Annotated in this window: 15 protein-coding genes and 1 other annotated feature; of the genes, 10 read left to right on the top strand and 5 right to left on the bottom strand. The window is 39.2% G+C overall.

Annotation, left to right across the window (positions count from 1 at the left end):
• Positions 1-30: 30 nt before the first annotated feature.
• The 3 genes from BUB71_RS06610 (at position 31) to BUB71_RS06600 (ending at position 1496) form a co-directional block, all read left to right on the top strand.
• Positions 31-402 carry a DUF309 domain-containing protein gene (locus tag BUB71_RS06610; RefSeq protein ID WP_073154023.1) on the top strand — a complete coding sequence of 124 codons (372 nt, stop codon included), beginning with the start codon at positions 31-33 and terminating at the stop codon, positions 400-402.
• Between the two features lie 134 nt (positions 403-536).
• Positions 537-1070, top strand: coding sequence for a hypothetical protein (locus tag BUB71_RS20190; protein WP_073154022.1), 534 nt, complete (start codon positions 537-539; stop codon positions 1068-1070).
• Positions 1071-1124: 54 nt separating this feature from the next.
• The gene (locus tag BUB71_RS06600) at positions 1125-1496 is read left to right on the top strand and encodes a hypothetical protein (protein ID WP_139279003.1); all 372 of its coding nucleotides are present in this window, start codon (positions 1125-1127) and stop codon (positions 1494-1496) included.
• A 69-nt stretch (positions 1497-1565) separates the two neighbouring features.
• Here the strand turns inward: BUB71_RS06600 and BUB71_RS19840 are convergent, their stop codons facing one another.
• A complete protein-coding gene (locus BUB71_RS19840; protein WP_217653536.1) occupies positions 1566-1697 on the bottom strand; it encodes a sporulation protein YjcZ in 132 nt (43 codons plus the stop codon).
• A gap of 67 nt (positions 1698-1764) precedes the next feature.
• Between BUB71_RS19840 and BUB71_RS06595 the strand changes: the two genes are divergently transcribed.
• Together BUB71_RS06595 and BUB71_RS06590 are read left to right on the top strand one after the other, a co-directional pair.
• On the top strand, positions 1765-1962 hold the full coding sequence (locus tag BUB71_RS06595; protein WP_073154020.1) for a hypothetical protein: 198 nt from the start codon (positions 1765-1767) through the stop codon (positions 1960-1962).
• Positions 1949-2269 (top strand): hypothetical protein, encoded by a 321-nt coding sequence (locus tag BUB71_RS06590; protein WP_139279002.1) that lies wholly within the window; start codon positions 1949-1951, stop codon positions 2267-2269. The genes BUB71_RS06595 and BUB71_RS06590 overlap by 14 nt, the downstream gene beginning before the upstream one ends.
• 66 nt (positions 2270-2335) lie before the next feature.
• On the opposite strand, the gene BUB71_RS06585 is transcribed toward BUB71_RS06590, so the two are convergent.
• Positions 2336-3394, bottom strand: a complete 1059-nt coding sequence (locus BUB71_RS06585) for an isocitrate/isopropylmalate family dehydrogenase (protein ID WP_073154112.1) — start codon at positions 3392-3394, stop codon at positions 2336-2338.
• 191 nt (positions 3395-3585) lie between these two features.
• Here BUB71_RS06585 and BUB71_RS06580 point away from each other — a divergent pair, with 191 nt between their 5' ends.
• From BUB71_RS06580 to BUB71_RS06570, 3 genes are all read left to right on the top strand, one after another.
• Positions 3586-5232 carry a hypothetical protein gene (locus BUB71_RS06580; RefSeq protein ID WP_073154018.1) on the top strand — a complete coding sequence of 549 codons (1647 nt, stop codon included), beginning with the start codon at positions 3586-3588 and terminating at the stop codon, positions 5230-5232.
• Between the two features lie 54 nt (positions 5233-5286).
• Positions 5287-6294 (top strand): catabolite control protein A, encoded by a 1008-nt coding sequence (gene ccpA / locus BUB71_RS06575; protein WP_073154017.1) that lies wholly within the window; start codon positions 5287-5289, stop codon positions 6292-6294.
• Positions 6295-6356: 62 nt separating this feature from the next.
• Positions 6357-6509 (top strand): DUF1540 domain-containing protein, encoded by a 153-nt coding sequence (locus BUB71_RS06570; RefSeq protein ID WP_073154016.1) that lies wholly within the window; start codon positions 6357-6359, stop codon positions 6507-6509.
• 39 nt (positions 6510-6548) lie between these two features.
• Here BUB71_RS06570 and BUB71_RS06565 read toward each other — a convergent pair whose 3' ends face one another.
• Entirely contained in the window at positions 6549-9080 is a 2532-nt protein-coding gene (locus BUB71_RS06565) for a hypothetical protein (protein WP_073154015.1), read from the bottom strand.
• Positions 9081-9181: 101 nt separating this feature from the next.
• Here BUB71_RS06565 and acsA point away from each other — a divergent pair, with 101 nt between their 5' ends.
• Complete coding sequence (gene acsA, locus BUB71_RS06560) at positions 9182-10903, top strand: acetate--CoA ligase (protein WP_084731190.1); 1722 nt, start codon at positions 9182-9184, stop codon at positions 10901-10903.
• Positions 10904-10942: 39 nt separating this feature from the next.
• Here acsA and BUB71_RS06555 read toward each other — a convergent pair whose 3' ends face one another.
• Both BUB71_RS06555 and BUB71_RS06550 read right to left on the bottom strand, forming a co-directional pair.
• On the bottom strand, positions 10943-13351 hold the full coding sequence (locus tag BUB71_RS06555) for a transglycosylase domain-containing protein (RefSeq protein WP_073154014.1): 2409 nt from the start codon (positions 13349-13351) through the stop codon (positions 10943-10945).
• Between the two features lie 471 nt (positions 13352-13822).
• Positions 13823-16204 (bottom strand): transglycosylase domain-containing protein, encoded by a 2382-nt coding sequence (locus BUB71_RS06550; protein ID WP_073154013.1) that lies wholly within the window; start codon positions 16202-16204, stop codon positions 13823-13825.
• 78 nt (positions 16205-16282) lie between these two features.
• Positions 16283-16487, top strand: a binding site (T-box leader).
• 44 nt (positions 16488-16531) lie between these two features.
• Here BUB71_RS06550 and tyrS point away from each other — a divergent pair.
• A complete protein-coding gene (gene tyrS / locus BUB71_RS06545) occupies positions 16532-17752 on the top strand; it encodes a tyrosine--tRNA ligase (protein WP_073154012.1) in 1221 nt (406 codons plus the stop codon).
• The last annotated feature ends 12 nt before the right edge of the window (positions 17753-17764 follow it).

The raw sequence follows: 17764 nt of genomic DNA, 5'->3' as shown, positions 1-17764 counted from the left end.
CTAAAAAAACGAAAGGAGAAAAGAAGTGAAATGAATTATGATCCTCTTTATTTTGCTTTTTTTCGTCATTATCACCAAAAAGAATATTGGGAAGCACATGAGGTACTAGAAGAGTTATGGCAAAATCAACGGGATAATGATTTCTACCATGGTCTCATTCAAGTGGCAGCCATTATGCACCAGTTAGAACGTGGGAAAGTAAGAGGAGCCAGAAAGTTAGCCACAACCGCGCTTTATTATTTAAAGCCATATGCTCCAATGTGCCAAGATGTAGATGTTTCTACCGTTTTGACTTGGTTACAACAATGTTTAGATGTATTACCGGTAGCTCAGGAACGAATGAGCTTAGAAGAACTACAGAAATTAGGGATTCCTATATGCAAGCTGCCCCAATTTGAATAATAATTTACCTCTTCTGTCATAATTAAGACAATTATCCATTAAAATTATATAAACAATCAGAAGTGTCTCATGGCATCTCATCATTCTATAAAATGTGGCACGGCTGATAAAAGATAGGCGGAAGGGGTAATTGTATGAAAGGACGTCGATGGAAAGATCAGGAAGATGCGTTATTGAAAAAGGTAGTCTTAGATTCCATTCGCAATGGTCAAACCCAGCTTGCTGCTTTTGCTGAGGTAGGGAATAAAATCGGTCGTACAGCAGGTGCATGTGGTTTTCGATGGAACGCGGTACTAAGGCAAGAAGATCCTGAGTCTTATCGAGAAGCGAAGCGTCATAGAGTTTATAACAAATTAAAAGAAAAGCGTGCAGTATCCGTTCACTCGTTAGCACAAACGATTCAAGCACTGAGACAGATTGAAAAATGTAGAGAAGACTTAGTTCAAGAAGTTGAGCATCTACAACAAAAATTAAAAAAAAGTCAGTCAAAACAGCAACGCCTTCAGCAAGAACAGCAAAATATCGAGCATGATCACCGTTCATTCGCTGATTATCAATTAGAGGTAAAAGAAAGATATCGCGATCTGTTACAACTTTTTGCTTATCTTGATCAACAAGTGTTGAATCCTGATGAGAGGAAGACAGGGGTGGATACCGATATTGAATGATTGACATAATCTAAAGGAAAGAAGAATTTGTTTAAAGAAAGTGAGGTGTATTCCTTGACCACAGATAAGCAAAAAAGAGAAAATCATTTATTCTGTCAGTTGTACTTGCGTGGTAAGAAAAAAGGTTGGAAAGAAGTATATGTCTTCCATGCGATTAGTTCACAACTACGGATTTCGGTTGAGGAGTGCAGACGTCGCTTTCAGCATCTTCGAATAGAGTTGGATCGACTGGATTTTCTAGATCAATTATCACAATTGGAAGCACAGATCGAATCTCTGCAAAAGCAAATCATGATGTTACAGGGAGAGTTACAACAGGCACTAGTTGGTTACAAACAGATGGAAGCTATGCTTTTTGAACAGAATCAATTATTAATTCGATTAATGGGTGAAGAACATCCTTATTTACGGATTCATAGCGGTTAAATATGTAGGAATTTTTAAAAAATGTCTAGTACCTTGTAGCAAGGTACTAGACACTTTGTTACGTTTTGATTAGCAGTGACCTGCGAATACAAAGATTGTTGCGATCACCAATAGGAAGATTAACAATCTGCGCCATCCGAAACCATAGCCATAGCCATAACCACCATAACCACCATAACCACCACCATAGCAGCCGCTCATATCTTTCACCCCCTTTCAAAATGGTTCATCACAGGTATCGTGATTTAACAAGTAGGAGAATGATGAAGTGGGTCATTTCCATCGTTTTGATGATTTACTCTATGCGTTTTACCTGACCATCGTACAGGCGGATATCCGTACTTTTAAAAATTGGACGCTTAGAAAGATGGGCTCATCTACTGTGATCACATTCGTACCATCTAAGTTCATTAACACATATGGTATGAAGAGAGTGAAAAGGAGTGGTTACAGTGGAGAACCGTGAGATGACGATGAAGCAACTTACAGAAATGATTAACAGTGTGATGGGGCAACAGGTTCTCAGCGAAGATCAATTTAAGCAAATTATGGATGGAGCAGCAAAGGCTCGTGATCATGGAGGAATGGGTGCTGTTCTGGAGTTTCTAATGAAAGTGACACAGGCTGATGTAGATTTTCAGGAGTTAGAACAATTTGCTAATCAGGTACAAACCAATCCTCAAATGGGTTTAGATATTCTAAAAGGTGAGAAAAAGGCACCAGCTGTTAAGAAAAAGAAGAAAAGAAGTGGAAAGAGAACAAAGGAGAAGTGATGAAAAGCGACTACTGATGTATAGTAGTCGCTTATCTTATGTGGTCAGCGTCTATGGCACTTTGTTCTATAGATTATCAAGTGAAGACCAAACTTCTAATTTTGTTTGAATCTTAGCAATCACTTCATCTGTGAATTCAGTAGTTGTCGCGCTGCCTCCAATATCAGCTGTACGTGTTCCTTCTCGCACTGTTTCAATGGTAGCCTCATAAATAGCCCGAGATGCATGATGTGCTTTTGGATCATCCATGTAAGTAAGCAGTGAAGCGCTAGCTAAGATCATCGCCATCGGATTTGCAAGGTTTTTACCAAATAAGGAAGGAGCAGTACCATGTGGTGCTTCCGCCATGACAACATGGGGTTGATGAGATTCATCAAAACTGATTAAGACAGACTCAGAGCCAGCGATAGAACCAAATAATTGGAGTACCATATCGCTCAAACAATCTCCATCGCGATTTAAAGCAGGGATTACCAAAGGTTCTCCATTATTATTTAATAAAAGAGCATATGTAGCATCAATCAATTGTGGTTCATAAGCTACTTCTGGATAGCGCTGGCTTGCGGCATCCATTTCTTCCTTTAACATACCTTCATAGATAGGGCTCACTGTATATTTTGGACCGCCGAAGACTTTAGCATGTGTTTTTTTTGCGTGACGAAAGGCAAATTCAGCAACAGCCCGGCAAGTTTTACGATCAATGGTTTCGGTTCGAAAAGCAACTTCATCTAACCCTTCTCCTTCACGCCATTCTTTAGCACCATATGCATCGCCGACAGCCATTCGAATCACAGAAATGGGTGCAAATGTTCCTGCAATTGGGCGAACACCAGGAATGCGTCGACCGGTACGAATGATTACTTTGCCATCAATTGATTTGCGAAGAATGGCATTGGGACTCCCTACATCGTTTTTCGTCTCAGGTGTTATCGTAGCAGCTTTTAACCCATAACCTGATTTCCGCATTGCATCTGCCGCTTCATGAACAACTTGGTTATTTGTTTTGCGACGATTTTCTAGACTGAGATCGAATGGTTGCAGGGTTAAATCCAATTGTATAACTGAAGGATCGAGGACTCTCAATGATTCTTCTAATAGCTCTTGTCCTGTTTGATCCCCTTGCATGATCACTATTCGTGGTGTTTCATTCACGTTTAAATCCTCCCCTTACGGACATCTTCTACCTCTTTCATTATACTGCCCTTTTATGAAAGAAACAAAAGGCGTAAATCCAAAATGATTTTACAGGATTATTTTGATATCATGAAGGTAGAATTTATTTAGTTAGCGTTAGGGTTTAATAGGGAGGAAGTAATTTGGAGGTTAGAAATTTCTTACAGCAAGCTCGTGAAAATCAAATTGATCCTAAGCATTTAATCGATTTTCTAATTCCGTCATTACCAAAAATATCTATTCTTTATCAGCGTGAGGGATCAACAGAGAATCCTTTCTTGGCTCGGAAACCACAAAACCGAGGTAGCCGATATGTTGTAGCTTTTACTGATTTAGAACTGGCACAACAAGTAAGTGTTGAGCATCCAGATGCTGCGATTTTAAGAGAAGAAGCAACTCTGCCTTTTCTCTGTGTCGTTTATCGATCGGAATATGATGGGATATTACTGAATCCAGGTCAAACTTCACATCTATTTATAGAGAAACAATTAGTACATCAGTGGTTAACGGAAATGGCTGTAGATCAGCTTTCCCAGATGCGAGGGGCTTGGGTGCCTACAAAAAATGATAGCATGTTACTTGTAGAGTATAAAAAGAAGCAGTATACTGTTGCAATTTATGCACATGAGGCAGATGCACAAAAAATGTGTGAGCATTCCGGCGGTGAGCCAAAACTTCAGTCATGGGAACGGATTTTTAATAAAGCCCAAAAAGTGGGCGCTGACTCACTTTTTTTGCATTTTAATCTTGCTGAGCAATTTTATTTAGCATCTGAGCATGTGGAAAAGATATGGCAAGGTAGACATACAGGCTATCATTGGTTTAAAACAGTCAATCATCCATTTCGTGGCATATCACTATCTGAAGTGACGCAAAAAGCGGAAGAGCAAGTAGAAAAACAAACCGTTCAGCAGATAACACAAGAATCATTTCAATCGAAGGTAGATCAACCTGCAACTTCTCAGATCGAACAAGAAAAACTTGTAGAACCAAAGCAGCAGGAGGCTTTAGAACAGAAGCCAATTGAAGTAGAAAATGAATCAGTTAGTCATGATGAACCGGTGAAAAGTGATCCAGTGAAGAGTCGTGACCCAGTCAGAAGTGAAGCAAATGAGACACAGCAAGAAAAATCTTCTTTTCCATCCAAGCGGGCAAATCCTTATAGTTTAAAGAGCTTAAAAGAATCTCAACTAGAGATTCATATCGGTGGCAATAAAATTGCCAAGACAAAGCCGATGGTGGAGACAAAAGTAAGCGAGACAGAGAAAAAAGTTCAACAGACCAGAGAGGCAAGGGCAAAAGCAAGAGCAGAGCGGGAGAAGTCTGCAAATGAAGTAGAAGAAAAAACGCACAACAACGAGATTCCAAATAAAGGGATTGCTCCGGAGATTGTAGCAGGGCTTGAAAGATTAGAAAAAGCTACGATTGAAGGACAAGGAATGGCGAATGGTTGGGAAGTTTGCCAAGTTTTAGCTGAAATTCGTCGTATTTGGGTTATTGTAGATAATGAGGGGAACATGGTAATTTTAGCTGGGCAAGATCAAAGTCCGATTGTAGATTTTTTTAGCTCCGACTTGCATGCAAAAAAATTAATAGCGGAAGCACATCAAAACAATTCCCAATTGCCCCCCATGCAGCCTCAGCTTGTCTCAACCAAAAAACTTTATCGCGCACTCTCTCCTAGACAACCGATTGTTTGGATCAATCGAGGCTCGAGTGGAGCATGGACAAGTGTGATGGGAGATACATTGCCATATGTTTTACAATTAATGAGTCAGATGCAAAAATAGAAACGAATCAAGTGGTGCAAGATACTTATTGAGAAGAAATTGGATGTGGTTTGGATGGATAAAAAAAATGGGACAATCACTATTTATGATGTAGCACGTGAGGCTGGCGTTTCAATGGCTACTGTTTCACGTGTCGTAAATGGAAACCCAAATGTAAAGCCTACAACACGAAAAAAAGTATTATCAGTAATCGGACAGTTAGGTTATCGTCCTAATGCTGTTGCTAGGGGATTAGCTAGTAAAAAGACAACAACTGTAGGAGTCGTAATCCCGGATATCTCGAATGCATTTTATGCTGAGCTAACCAGGGGAATTGAAGATATTGCAACGATGTATCACTACAATATTATTTTGAGTAACTCTGATCTACAGCACACAAAAGAACTTTCGCTAATTGAAACCTTACTGGAAAAACAGGTAGATGGACTTCTATTCCTAGGTGGCGAAATTACCGATGATCATCGAAAAATATTTGCTGCCACTTCTGTACCGATTGTCTTAGCACATACAGAAGATCATCAAGGGAAGTTTCCCTTTGTAACGATTCATCAACAACAGGCTGCGGAGGAAGCAGTAGAATATTTACTTTCTGAGGGTCGAGAGAAAATATCCATGATAAGTGGACCACTTGAAGATAAGGTAAAGGGCTATCCTCGTTATTTAGGATTTAAGAATGCGATGAAAAAGCATCAGCTTCCAGATGATTGGGTGTATGAGGGAGATGGTCGCTATCAATCTGGTTATCAAGCGATGACTCGTTTACTGCAAGAGCATCCTGAGTGCTCAGCGGTCTTTGCAGCAAGTGATGAAATGGCTGTCGGTGCGATCCATGCTGCACATGATCAAGGGGTGCATATCCCTGAACAGTTATCCATCATAGGTTTTAATAATATTCCTCTTGCATCTCAAGTCCGCCCCTTATTAAGTACGATTCAAGTACCGATGTATGATATAGGGGCTGTTGCGATGCGCTTACTTACCAAATATATGAATCGTGAAACAATCGATACCTCAGAGGTATATCTGGAGACGATGCTTTGTCTTCGCGATACCACCAAATGAATCTTTTACCAGGCTGAAACTCCTCTAAATAAGCCATGATAGGAATAAGGAGGGGTGTCAATATGCCAAAAGATGTGTTATGTGAAGTGAATAATTGTACCTATTGGGATCAAGGAAACCTATGTAAAGCTAATGAAATTTATGTAGTTAGCCATACAGGGAAAGAAGCAGATCAATCAAAAGAAACCGATTGTAAAACTTTTAGGAAGAAATAAGCTATTAAAGAGGACCTATTTCATTACAAAGTAGGTCCTCTATTCATACACACCACGCTCATCTCTAACGGGGTTAATTTCTAAAACTGAAATGATATTTTCAGCAGATTCAGGTGGTGGGAGAGTACTCAGGTCAGATTGTCTTGCTTTTCGTTCATTTATCATCTCTTTTTGCCACTGACGAAGATGATTTCTTAGTATGTTACATTCTTTTTCCAGTAATGATTGAGCTTGCGGTGAAACAGATGAAGTTTTGGTTTTTTCTATAATTTCACTTATGCGCTTTGCAAAAGGTGCATTAGAATCTTTTAGAAGATCATCCAGTTCTTGGTCAATGTTTTGATCTCGCTGACTTCTTTGGGGAAGCAACTCAGATGAATTACGTGGTTTTGGAATTAACGCCATTACCTTACTAGGAACAGATTCCGTATTTTGCTTTTGCGCAAACTGGATTATTTTATTAAATACCTGGGTAGGTGAGTTTGTGTTTGCGTTTGGTTCTTTACGCTGATTACGGACAATTTGAATTGCTTTATTTAGCACGCCTATTTGGAATGCAGCTGAGATAACTGTTTGATCTTGTGTTAGACCTGTATTAAGTATCTCATCAAAAAATTGCTCACAATTTTCAATAGTCGATAGTTGCATTGGATTATCCGCTTTCGAGCAAGTGTATGTGAATGGGTCAATCAATAAAGCTAATAATGCTTCGGGTTCAGTATAATCAAATGTCTGTTTCGTCCAAGTTGTGATGATTAAATGTTGCACAAGCGAACGAAATAGTTGAGCTGTATCTTTTGGATGATTCTTTTGAATATGGTTTTTGATAAATAGATCAAATTTAGTTTTGATTTGCTCATTTTTTGACTGTGCCTTTATTTTAGGGTAGGAATCTGTTTCATTATTAAAACGATTCATATCTATTCCATTCCAATGGTTGGGTAAATCAACTTTGATTTGTGTTTTATGAAAGAAATTTAAAAAAGGATATCGAGCAAGGTCTATCTGTAGCAGAAGTGCTTGCTTAGTTAATCTATCATATATTTCTTTGATCCATTCGTGGTCTAAAAATTCAGGCTTTGCTTTTAGTCGGTTATTTGTTAATTGACATTGCGAGATAAAATGACTAAATAGCTCAATATATTCGCGATCCTCCATTTTTAAATCGAGTAGCGAAGGAGAAAATAAAGGCGCAATGGCTCGATTGACTTTTTGCTTTTCTTCAATAGAGAGCGACTTCTCATCTGCTTTGGGTGGCATACCTGATAAATAGGCATAAATTTCTGCTATGTCAAATTGAGGAACAAGTAATTGGTTAAAAGGTAATTTAGATACAGCTAATAATGAATAAAATGCTGAATTTTCTTCTACGCTATTTGGTAACTTATTTGGTAGTTGTTCGATCAGTTTTATAAAGTGCGGAAACACACGCGTTAAGAGACTTTTGTGTTCATTCGGATCAAAGATTTTTTTATGATTCCAGTTCGTATACTTATCACTTATAAAGATAGTACATTGATAAAGCAAGGATAAATCAATAGCAAGATTTAATGCTTGTTTTTCTGTAAAAGTTTCTCTTGAAAGCCTCCTATTTAATTGTTGTAAGTATTTTGTTGCATTGGAAACTTCTGTTTTATCGTCAGTTGCGCTTGACATGACTGCAATAACAGATGCTAATCCTGTTAGCGGAGCTCTATTTACATCTTCGCTTAAAATGTTTGATATAATTTGTTCTGCTTCCACCTGCAATCGAGTATTGCGATATGGCAATAACCCTTCAAAGAGAATGGATAATTTTCTTTCTTGTGAACCTTCATTGAAATATGGTTGATAGAGTAAAAGATCGTCTAACTGATCTAGAAAGAGTGAACTGGGGTGAAAAACTTTGAATGAGTCTAATGTACGATGTATTTTGATCATGTCAGCATTCTTATGATTGGTTGTTATTGTCCATAGATTGAAAAGCCATCGATCCATTTCTAAATCTTGGACCATATTGGGATTCATATCCCGATCAAAGTATGAAATATTATTCCCGTATTGATGAAATTGGGCATCTAAAAGTTCATCTAGAACCTTTAGCAATTCTGCTCGATTTTCTGCTGAGAGAGAAGGGCGATTGAGTACCTCGATTAATGATTCTATCTCAGCTAATGGCTCATCCACTTTTAATACACGTGCTAATTCATCAGAGGTCGGCGGAAGCACAAATGGCATACTCAAAAGACCAATCATGATTAGCTCATTTGAAATTTGTTCAATAGGAATCGAAGGTTCTTTTTGTTCAGCCGAAGCTTGCAATGATTTTAGGATATCTTCTAAATGTCGATGAGTTCCCTTTTTAAATGAAAGCAGCATGGGTGATTCCGTTTTAGAGATAATCCGTAAAATCATTTTATCGATTAGATCGAGTTTTGGTTCTGTATTTAGAATGTGTGATTTAGGAATACGAAGCTGATACACTTCGAGATTAACTGAAGGGGCTAGTTTATGTTTCTGCATGTATTGAAGAATCCTTTGCTGACGCACAGCGAGAAATTTTTTGCTCGCTTCTAAGTCATGATCAGACATTATCAATCATTCCTCTTCGTAGTAAAAAGATGTGTCAGTCTTCTTAATTATAGATGTGAATGATATAATAAAGCAAACAGGTGCGAGAGGGGAGAACTTATTTGCTACAAACAGGACGTCTGCCAGTTCAAACAAAAGGAAATCAACTATTAGACTATACAAGAACTGCAGAAACATTTGACTGGAGATCTGTGGAGTCAGCTTTTAGTTGGTCTGTTACAGGTCGAGTAAACACAGCTTATGAAGCGATTGACCGTCATGTTGACGAAGGACGGGGCGAGCAGATCGCTCTTCAGTATAGCGATCCCTCACGAAACGAACAATTGACGTTTGCAGAAATGAAAGCGAATTCAAATCGCTTCGCCAATGTCTTACGTAAGTATAATGTGAAAAAAGGAGATCGTGTCTTTATCTTTATGCCGAGGGTGCCAGAGTTTTATACTTCTTTTTTTGGTGTCATCAAAGTCGGAGCGATAGTTGGCCCTCTATTTGAAGCGTTTATGGAAGAAGCTGTAAAAGATCGTATAGCTGATAGTGAAGCAAGCGTGCTCGTTACAACTCCAGACCTACTGCCAAGAGTACCTAGACAAGAGTTACATTCATTAAAACATGTGATTATAGTTGGTAACGATGTGGATCATGGAAATGATAATATAATTTCATACTACAAAGAAATGAAAGAGGCTTCAACAGATGGAGAGCCTGAATGGGTTGATCGAGAAGACCCAATGATTATCCATTATACTTCCGGTTCTACGGGAAAGCCAAAAGGAGTTGTCCATGCTCATAACGCTATGATCCAGCATTATCAAACCGGAAAGTGGGTACTCGATCTACAGCCTGAAGATATCTACTGGTGTACGGCTGATCCAGGCTGGGTGACCGGAACTTCATATGGTATCTTTGCGCCTTGGCTGAATGGTGTTACCAATGTGATAAGAGGTGGACGATTTAGTCCTGGAGATTGGTATCAGACATTGGAAAAGAATAAGGTAACAGTATGGTATAGCGCGCCTACAGCCCTGCGCATGTTGATGGCAGCGGGTGATGAATTAATTCGCAACTATGACCTTAGTTCAATTCGTCATATTTTAAGTGTAGGGGAGCCGCTTAATCCTGAAGTGATCCGCTGGGGGATGAAAGTATATGGAAAGCGTATCCATGATACTTGGTGGATGACCGAAACAGGAGCTATCTTAATTGCCAACTATCCGCAGATGGAGATCAAACCTGGCTCGATGGGTAAGCCATTCCCTGGCATTCGTGCGGCGATTATCGATGATGAAGGAAATGAACTACCACCGAATCAGATGGGAAATCTAGCGATCCAAACACCTTGGCCTTCATTAATGAGAGAGATTTGGAAGAATCCACAGAAGTATCAAGAATATTTCCGGCTAAAAGGTTGGTACATCTCAGGTGATTCAGCTTATATGGATGAAGAAGGGTATTTTTGGTTCCAAGGGCGTTTAGATGATGTTATTAATACTTCAGGGGAGCGCGTGGGACCATTTGAGGTAGAAAGTAAACTGGTTGAGCATCCTGCTGTGGCAGAGGCAGGTGTCATCGGTAAACCAGATCCTGTTCGCGGGCAGATTATTAAAGCATTCGTTTCCTTACGGGATGGCTATCAACCATCAGATGAGTTAAAAGAAGAGATTCGTCAATTTGTTAAAAATGGGCTTGCAGCACATGCTGCGCCACGAGAGATTGAGTTTAAAGATAAATTGCCAAAAACTCGTAGTGGAAAGATTATGAGACGAGTATTGAAAGCGTGGGAGTTAGGACTTCCTACAGGGGATTTATCGACACTTGAAGATTAAAAAACCCGTAACGAATACCGTTACGGGTTTTTTTACCCACTAGGGGCTTATGGCGTTGCCATTATCTTGCCCATTACCGTTTTGGTTTCCACCTTGCAAAGCGCCACCATTATTGTTGTTATTCATTAAGCCATCATCTGAACCGGGAGGTGGGGTAGTTCCGTTATCATTTCCATTGTCTCCCTCTTCATCACCATTTCCACCTTGCCCATTACCTTGATTGCGACCGCCTCCATTATTTCCACCATTGCCATTTGAACCGGCTGAAGTAGAGTCAGGGGTTTGTGGGCGTTTTTTTTTAAAGCGATCAGACTTCTTGTTGTATTTTTTATTTGATTTTTTATCAGAGTCTTCATCTGAGTAAGTGGATTTCTTACCACACTCAAAACATTGCGTATTAAGGGAGCCACCAGGATCTTTAAACTCGCTTCCTTTGGGAATGAGTGAGGGACTTGCCGTTGCAGCTGCTTGGAAAAGCTTAATCCAGGCTGTTTTGGCCAGCATGTGGTCACCCACTTTATTATAGTCATAACCTGACCAGACACCCATTGAAACTTCTGGAGTAAAGCCAACAAACCAGAGATCATATTCAGATGAAGTTGTACCCGTCTTACCGGCAATATTATAACCACCTGTGCTACCCCCGATAACAGAGGCAGTTCCTCCAGTCACAACTTGTCGTAACATTTTTGTCAATTGATAAGCTGCTTGTGGTTGAAGAATATTTTTAGGTTTTTTATCACGAGCAAAGTCATAGAGCACTTTACCATCAGAGGTTTCGATTCGAGAGATAATATGACCTTTATTCCACTCGCCATTATTGGCAATCATTGCAAATGCTGCGGTCATATCACGCACTGTATATCCAAGGGTCGCACCACCAAGAGCAAGTGCTTCACCATCTTTTTTATGTGGTGGTAAGTCCATTTGACGAAGGTAGCTAAATGGTTTTCCAGAACCACGAAGACTTTCAATCCGACGGAAAATTTTAATAGCAGGGATGTTTAGAGATTTTTTCAGTGCCTCTGTTGCAGTAACACCACCACGGTATTTACCATCCGAGTTACGATAAACATCGCTACTGCCCGCTTTTTTGATCGGTTCGTCAATAATCGTTGAGTTAGGTGAAATAACACCCTCATTCAGTCCTGGTCCGTAGACAACAAGTGGTTTTATCGATGAACCAGGTTGGTTTTCAGCTTCTAAAGCATGGTCTTGTTGGTTTTCTTCAAACTTACCTGCATAGAATGCAAGAATACCGCCCGTCTTATTTTCAATAATGGTTGCACCGATCTGTTCTCGGATTTTCATTCCACGAAACTCACGAGTTGGATAATGGATCGAATTGCCTACTTCATTAATTTTCGCATACATATTTTTATCAATTGTCGTAAAGAAACGGAAACCACCTTGTCTGACTAGATTGGAGTAGTAGCTATCTGCTCGTTCTTTTGCTTCAGGGTTTTTTTGATCTAATTCTTTTAAAATCTTGACCGCTTCATTTTCTACAGCAGTAATAATGAATGGGTATTTATTGAACCCATTTGTAAACATATTTGGCTTAGCCAGTGATGATTTGATATCGAATTTGATTGCTTCGTTGTATTGTGCTTGTGAAATTTTACCAAGTTCAAGCATTTTCTTGAGTACAAGCTTCATGCGATCTGTTCCATACTTTAACTCTTCATCGCCACGAAATGGGTTATAAGCATTTGGACGCTGAACCATTCCGGCGATGTATGCAGCTTGTGCAAGGTTAAGATCGTTTGATTTCTTGTTGAAAAGTCCACGAGCTGCTGCATTGACGCCATACATTTTTTTGCCATGAGCACCAGCGCCGAAGAAGACACTATTTAAGTATTTTTTGAAGATATCATCTTTATCGTAATATCTTTCTACACGTAAAGCATTAATAATTTCGATTGCTTTACGCTTATAACTTTTATCTTTGTAGTCTAGAAAATGTGTTTTGACCAACTGTTGAGTTAATGTACTCCCACCAGTTGTAACATCACTGCCTGTGAGTTGTTGAAGTGTAGCCCGTAGTATAGAACGAGGAACAACACCATGATGATCATAAAATTCCCTATCCTCAATGGAAAGGAATGCATTTAATAGATAAGGGCTCACCTGCTTTAGATCAGTAACCAATTGCCGGTCATCAGGATTGATCATTTCCCCCACTTTTTCCGTTTTTCCATTTGTTTCTCTGAAAAAAGCAGTACTTGTCTGAGATAAATTTTCCAACTCTTTGTCGAAATCGGTCTTCGTGCGAATTTTCTCATCTTTCGTTAATGCGGAAACTAATCCAGCTCCGATCCCAATAGAGGCAAAACTGATGATGAGAACTGCAGTTAACAGGACCAATAACGAACGGAAGAGAATCTTCTTCCAAATCGGCTGTCCCCCGCCGGTTTTCTTGCGAAATGATATTTTCTTTTTCTGCATAAGCCCTAAGACCTGCTACTCGAAAGGACTGTTGCATTGCCTAAGTAATCTACTGTAGCAGGTGTGTCACCTCTCTTTCATCTAATAACAATCTTCCGTTCATTTTGTTTAAGGAAAATATCTCTCCTGATCTCAATCACAAAACTGATTACACCCTATATTTCGTAAGACAATAGGTTTTTTGCGACTCGTATGAACGATAGAATGATGGCAATTAAAAACAGATTTATTATAGCATATGTAAAGAAAAGTCGTATCTAGATGTTTGTGACAGTTATCGAATGAAACGATCCAATTCTTGATCATATGTATGATAATGCTTTTTGGAAAATGAGTTGACAAACACAAATTTGATTGGTAATATGTGGATCACAATGCCTTGCCTTTGGAAATGTTGTCCTGAAATGGTAAAACATTCACCTTTTAATGGAAAAGCACAATCTCTAGTACTTGACTAGAGATTGTGTAAAATTACCCATCTGATTGATATTGATCTTCTTGATTCATTTCTCCATTCTGATCATTAGGCTGTTCATTCTGCTCATTTTGTCCGTTTGATTGCTCTTCATTTGGGTTCGGTTGTTGATCTGTTGTGGGAAATTCTATTTTAGGGAAGTGGAATTCAGGTACTGATGTATTGTTTGAAGGTTGCTGATTAAGTGATTTATTTTTTTGTTGTTCTGCTAATTTTTTTGCCTCTTCTTGTTTCTTTTTCTCCATCTCTTCTTGTTGTTTTTTTGCGATTACTGCTTTTACTTTCCCACATTCAAATCCACAGACTTTTTCTAAAGAACCTCCTGGATCTTTGAACGCTGTTTTACGTGGAATCAGATCAGGTTTGTTTTTGACTGCGGCACGGAAAATATTGGCCCATGCTTGTTTGGTAAAATATTGATTACTTTTCATACGGAAGTTGTAATCATATCCACCCCAGACACCTAGCGTAATCTCTGGTGTATAACCTACAAACCAAAGATCTTTTTCATCACTTGTTGTCCCTGTTTTTCCAGCTACTGAATAGCCACTAGGGAGACGGCTATTAATATAGGCTGCAGTACCGCTTGAAACAACTTGTTTTAACATGTTTGTCATCTCGTAGGCTGTCTGTTCTGAAAAAACTTTTTGGGGATTTGTTTCATGTTCCCAAACAACCTTACCATTCGAATCAGTAATTTTGGAGATAATATATGGTTCGTTGTAATATCCTTGATTTGCAAAAGTGGCGAATGCAGCAGACATTTTTTCTACTGTAAATCCGTGTGTCATACCACCAATTGCTGCAGCTTCACCATCTTTTTTATCAGGATTCAGACCAAGTTTTCGCAAATAATTAAAACCTTTTTCGTGTCCCAATGCATTAAACGTTTTAATTGCGGGTATATTGTAAGAGTGTTTGAGTGCGGTTGTCACATCAACTGGACCACGATAGTTACCACTAGAATTTTTATAATACCCTGATCCATCGCTTTTGCGTAAAGGTTCATCAATGATCTGGGAGCTAGGTGAGATGACTCCCTCTTCTAAAGCTGGACCATAAACTAATAATGGCTTAATCGCAGAGCCGGGTTGCCTTTGTACATCTAGGGCATGGTCTTTTTGGTTTTTTGAAAATTCACTCGTTCCAGGTACAAAAGCGAGTACAGCTCCTGTTTTATTGTTAATGACCGTTGCACCTAGTTGCTCTGTTGATTTTTTGCCTTTATAGTTACGCGTATGAAAATCAAGGTTTCTTGTTGCTGCATTGTTGATGGACGAGTAAAGGTTTTCATCGATGGTGGTATAAAAGTGATACCCACCTGTAGCTGCCTTTTTCTTGTACTCGGCAAGTGTCTTACGATATTTCCCTTGTTCGCTTAATTTTTGAATATCGAGATGGTCTGCTTTCATTAGTGCTTCAGCAGAAGCATTTTCTAAAGCAAACATAATATAGGGGAATTTTTGATAAGCGTAGTCAAACTGATCTGCTTTGGCGAGTGACGCTTTGATGTCAAAATGAATCGCTTGGTTATACTCTGCTTTCGTGATTCGTTTTTGCTCTAACATCTTGGTTAGAACTAGTTTCATCCGCTTATATCCCCGCTCGAGATTCTTGGGGTTTTCGCTAAAGGGATTTAGATCGTTAGGGCGTTGAACCATACCTGCGATGTATGCTGCTTGTGCTAGCTCAAGATCTTTCGCATTTTTATTGAAGAGGCCTTGTGCTGCTGCTTGCACACCATACATCTTACGACCATGTGCCCCTTCTCCAAAAAAGACACTATTCATATAATACACAAGGATTTGGTCTTTGTTGTACATTCGCTCAAGACGAAGAGCAAGAATAATTTCCTTCGTCTTACGATCAAGGTCTTTTCTTGAGTCCTTGAGGATGATATTTTTGACCAATTGCTGTGTCAATGTGCTACCACCTGTTGTCACCTTTGAATCGGCCAATTGTTGATAACTAGCCCGGATCAAAGAGCGAGGCACAATCCCATTGTGCTTATAAAAATCTTTGTCTTCGATGGCAAAGAAGGCATTAATCAAAAAAGGACTTACTTCATTTTTCGATCGGATCAGTTTTCGTTCATTATCCTCATAACGAAACGAACCGATACGAACGGGGTTTCCATTTTTGTCAGTGTTTTGGAAGTATGCATAGCTTGTTTGAAAAAGGCTGTCCAAGTCTTTTTTGAAATTCGTTTTTTGATAGATTCTTTGATCTTTTGTCATTGCCGAGACCATACCAGCAGCCACTCCAATAGAACCCATAGAGACAATCAAACTTACCGCGAGAAAGAAATAAAGGACATAGCCAATACCTTTGAATACCTGCGCGGTAAGTGACAGAAATGGATTTGTTTTACTTCTCATTCACTTGCTAACCTCCCCGCTGTAAGGTAATATTATAGCATATTGTTATATGTAATTATCTGTATCTTTGAAAATAAATTATCTACTATGATCATGTAAGTAGTCATATGGAAAAAGACTGTCCAGAGAGCTGATGGTAGCTGCGAATCAGCCAGTCCCATTGATGAAGTACACTTGGGAGTATTGAACGGTTGTTCACGGTTTGTCACCGTTATCGAATGAGAGGAAATAGTTTGCTGCTATTTTCAAAAAGGGTGGTACCGCGGAACACTTCGTCCCTTTATGGCGAGGTGTTTTTTATATTTTTATAAAAGGGAGTCATCAACAATGGAAAGACCATTACAAAATCAATATGAAGAGATTATACGTGGGACTGTTGAGGTGTTGCCAGAAGGTCTCTTATATAAAAAGTTACAACAATCAGTAGAAAAGGGTCAACCTTTAAAAATAAAATTAGGAATTGACCCAACTGCTCCTGATATTCATCTAGGTCATACCGTACTTTTTCAGAAGCTACGTACCTTTCAACAATTTGGTCATATTGTTCAATTGGTGATTGGAGATTTTACAGCTCAAATAGGTGATCCATCAGGTCGCTCGCAGACTAGGAAACAATTAACACACAAAGAGGTAAATCATTATGCTGAAACTTATGTTGAGCAATTGTTTAAAGTGTTAGACCGAGAAAAGACAGAAATTCACTATAATAGTGAATGGTTAAGTTCACTTTCACTTTCGGAAGTAACGCAATTAGCAGCCAAATGTACAGTTGCGCGGATGCTTGAACGAGATGATTTTGCAAAACGTTATCAGAGTGGGCAAGCAATCAGCGTACATGAGTTTCTGTATCCATTAATGCAGGGCTATGATTCAGTTGCATTGAAATGCGATGTTGAAATCGGTGGTACAGATCAAACTTTTAATCTCTTGATGGGTCGTCAGCTACAGCGGGAGTTTACTGATTTAGAAGATCAACAAGTGGTATTGACGATGCCATTGCTTGAGGGTTTAGATGGTGAACGCAAGATGAGTAAGAGTTATGGAAACTACATTGGAATTGATGAACCTGCAGATGAAATCTATGGTAAGGTCATGTCCATACCTGATGAACTTTTGAACAAATATTTTCTCTTAACAACTGATTTGTCGAATGAAGAATGTAAACAAATTGAAGAAGGATTAACAAAGAATCAGTTGCATCCAATGGAAGTAAAGAAAAAACTAGCCGCAACATTGGTTCGAATGTATCATTCACAGGAAGCAGCGGTGCAGGCAGCGACGCGCTTTCAAACACTGTTTCAAAATCGTACTTTACCTGATCAGATTGAAGAGAAAACATGGACAGGTAAGGCAGAAGGCGTTTGGATTATTGATTTGCTACGAGAACTTGGACTCGCAGCGACAGGTGGGGAAGGACGACGTGCAGTACAGCAAGGAGCAGTGCGAATCGATGGTGAGAAGTATACAGATGTAGAGGCGCGAGTCTCAGTGAAAGATGGGATGGTCGTGCAGATTGGAAAACGACGTATTCGACGTATACGGAGGTAATAAAGTAGGAGG

This window comes from Seinonella peptonophila, from assembly GCF_900129355.1.
Classification (GTDB): domain Bacteria; phylum Bacillota; class Bacilli; order Thermoactinomycetales; family Thermoactinomycetaceae; genus Seinonella; species Seinonella peptonophila.
The sequence above is the reverse complement of the archived record's forward strand: the minus strand, read 5'-3'. Positions and strand labels throughout refer to the sequence as shown.